This window comes from Paracoccus binzhouensis, assembly GCF_016446475.1.
GTDB lineage: Bacteria > Pseudomonadota > Alphaproteobacteria > Rhodobacterales > Rhodobacteraceae > Paracoccus > Paracoccus binzhouensis.
Map to the genome: position 1 here is coordinate 1 of NZ_JAEHFP010000237.1, position 2457 is coordinate 2457.

The 2457-nt window shown below is 68.0% G+C and carries 4 protein-coding genes and 1 pseudogene; 2 read left to right on the forward strand and 3 right to left on the reverse strand.

Annotated features, from left to right (window positions below):
* A partial coding sequence (locus I9P22_RS24170; RefSeq protein ID WP_199262763.1) for an iron-sulfur cluster assembly protein occupies positions 1–291 on the reverse strand: 291 nt, incomplete at its 3' end.
* A 337-nt stretch (positions 292–628) separates the two neighbouring features.
* Between I9P22_RS24170 and I9P22_RS24175 the strand changes: the two genes are divergently transcribed.
* Positions 629–859, forward strand: a complete 231-nt coding sequence (locus I9P22_RS24175) for a DUF1127 domain-containing protein (protein WP_199262765.1) — start codon at positions 629–631, stop codon at positions 857–859.
* Here the strand turns inward: I9P22_RS24175 and I9P22_RS24180 are convergent.
* Positions 832–1488, reverse strand: coding sequence for a hypothetical protein (locus I9P22_RS24180; protein ID WP_199262767.1), 657 nt, complete (start codon positions 1486–1488; stop codon positions 832–834). The genes I9P22_RS24175 and I9P22_RS24180 overlap by 28 nt on opposite strands.
* A 119-nt stretch (positions 1489–1607) precedes the next feature.
* Between I9P22_RS24180 and I9P22_RS24185 the strand changes: the two genes are divergently transcribed.
* Positions 1608–2375, forward strand: coding sequence for a 23S rRNA (adenine(2030)-N(6))-methyltransferase RlmJ (locus tag I9P22_RS24185; protein WP_199262769.1), 768 nt, complete (start codon positions 1608–1610; stop codon positions 2373–2375).
* Between the two features lies 1 nt (position 2376).
* Here the strand turns inward: I9P22_RS24185 and I9P22_RS24190 are convergent.
* A pseudogene (locus I9P22_RS24190) lies at positions 2377–2457 on the reverse strand (IS5/IS1182 family transposase); the annotation flags it as partial.

Here is a 2457-nt window from a genome sequence, read left to right on the forward strand (position 1 = left end):
GCCCGAACGCGCCGCGACCTGCGAGGGCGCGGCGCCGCGCGGCGCCGCGGGGGCGGTGGTGACGATCTGCACCTTTTCGACCCCCGGCAGGGCGGACAGCAGGCGCTGCGCCTCGGCCTCGACCGGGCCGAGCGCGCGGGCGGTGGCGGCATCCTCGGCCTCGATGACGAATCGGATCACCCCCGATTCCACCGCCAGCGCCCGCACCAGGTCGCGCGAAACCAGGGTTCCGCCCCCCGGGACCGCGATCCGCGCCAGTTCCTCAAGCACACGTTCCCGTGAAATCGCCATGGCTTCCCCCGAATTGCAGCGGCGGCAGCATGGCAATTTGCGCCGGGAACGGCAAGCGAGCGCGGGGGCGAGCCCGCTTAAGTGGCTGTGACCCCGCGTAAAATACGACCGAACAGATAGGAAATGACCGGAGCCGCCCAGGCAGGGACAGAAAATTTCGCGGAATATTAACGATTTGTAACGGCCTTCCCGAAACAGCCATGCCGTTTCTGCATAGCAGCATGTCGCCTTCGGCCGTTGTGCAATCGCAGAAAAAGGCCCATGTTCGCCCTAACAGCACGGCAGGCAGAAAACGCAGCGCCCGCCGCGCCATCCGCAAGACGAAAGAGTGTATGAAATGGCTGTCCTCGACCTGATCCATGGCGGTATGCACCGCAACCACGTCGCCGGCAATGGCGGGATCGCGAAGTTCGTGGCCAATATCCGTGAGAACATGGCCCGCCGCGCGGTCTATCGTCAGACCCTGCGCGAACTGGGCGAGCTTTCGAACCGCGACCTGGCCGATCTGGGCCTGAACCGCGGCAGCATCCGCAGCGTGGCCTATGAGGCCGCCTGGGGGTCCAAGTAAGGCATAGAACACCCGACCCACTCCTCCTCCCTTGGGTCCGGGTTCAGGCGGCATCCTCCCTCCTCCTCCCTGAGGATGCCGCCGACCAGATACGGCGAGACCCCCTCCTCCTCCCTGGGTCTCGCGGTTCCGGCGGCCGCCTCCCTCCTCCTCCCGGAGGCGCCGCCAAAACGATACGGCGAAGCCCCTCCTCCTCCCTGGGCTTCCCGGTTCAGGCGGCACCCTCCCTCCTCCTCCCTGAGGGTGCCGCCAAGGAATACCGCCGCAAGGCGGGACAAGATGCGACGGTCCCTCTCCTCCTCCCCGGGATCGTCGACACGCGGTGATGGCCTCCCCCTCCCTGCCATTGCCGCACCCCATACGGCGAGATCCCTCCTCCTCCCTGGGTCTCGCGGTTCCGGCGGCCGCCTCCCTCCTCCTCCCGGAGGCGCCGCCAAACGATACGGCGAAGCCCCTCCTCCTCCCTGGGCTTCCCGGTTCAGGCGGCACCCTCCCTCCTCCTCCCTGAGGGTGCCGCCAAGGAAGGTGCCGCCAAGGAATACCGCCGCAAGGCGGGACAAGATGCGACGGTCCCTCTCCTCCTCCCCGGGATCGTCGACACGCGGTGATGGCTCCCTCCTCCCTGCCATTGCCGCACCCCATACGCGGCCCCTCCTCCTCCCTGGGCCAGCGTTGTGCGGCGGCGCCCCCTCCTCCTCCCTGGGCGCCGCCGCTTTTCATTTCCGGGCCATCGGGTTAATCGCTGGGCATGTTGTCCTATCAGCACGCCTATCACGCCGGGAACCTGGCCGACCTGCACAAGCACGCGCTGCTGGCCTGGATTCTGGCCTATCTGACCGCCAAGCCGAAGCCGCTGTCCTATCTGGAAACCCATGCCGGGCGCGGCCTCTACGACCTGGCGGCGCCCGAGGCAGAAAAGACCGGCGAGGCGGCGGCCGGCATCACCCGTGCGCTTGCCAAGAACTGGTTGCCCGGAGATCACCCGCTGCGGCTGGCGCTCGACGCGGTGCGCGACCGCCATGGCGCGACCGCCTATCCCGGCTCGCCGCTGATCGCGCGGCATTTCCTGCGACCGGGCGACGTGGCGCATCTGGCCGAGCTGCACCCGGCCGAGCACGAGGCGCTGGCGCAGGTTGCCGGCTTCGCGCATCTGCACCGGCAGGACGGATTCCAGATGGTGCAGGCGCTTTGCCCGCCGATGCCGCGCCGCGGCCTGCTGCTGATCGACCCGAGCTATGAGGTCAAGGCCGATTACGACGCCATCCCGCGCCACATCGCCAAGCTGGCGCGCAAGTGGAACGTCGGCGTCATTGCGCTGTGGTATCCGATCCTGACCGACAGCCGCCATGCGCCCATGGTCGAGGCGCTGCGCCGGGACCATCCCGAGGCGCTGGCCTCGGAGGTGGGCTTCCCGCCGGCGCGGCCCGGCCATGGCATGGTCGGCTCGGGCATGGTCGTGCTGAACCCGCCTTACGGGCTGGCCGAGGAAGCCCGGCGAATCGCCGCGCTTTTCTAGGTCATGTTGACAAATGGCGAAGCCAGAGCCTGATGCAGGCGATGTCGATGAAGCCGAGGAAACTGTCTGCGGTTTTGTCGTA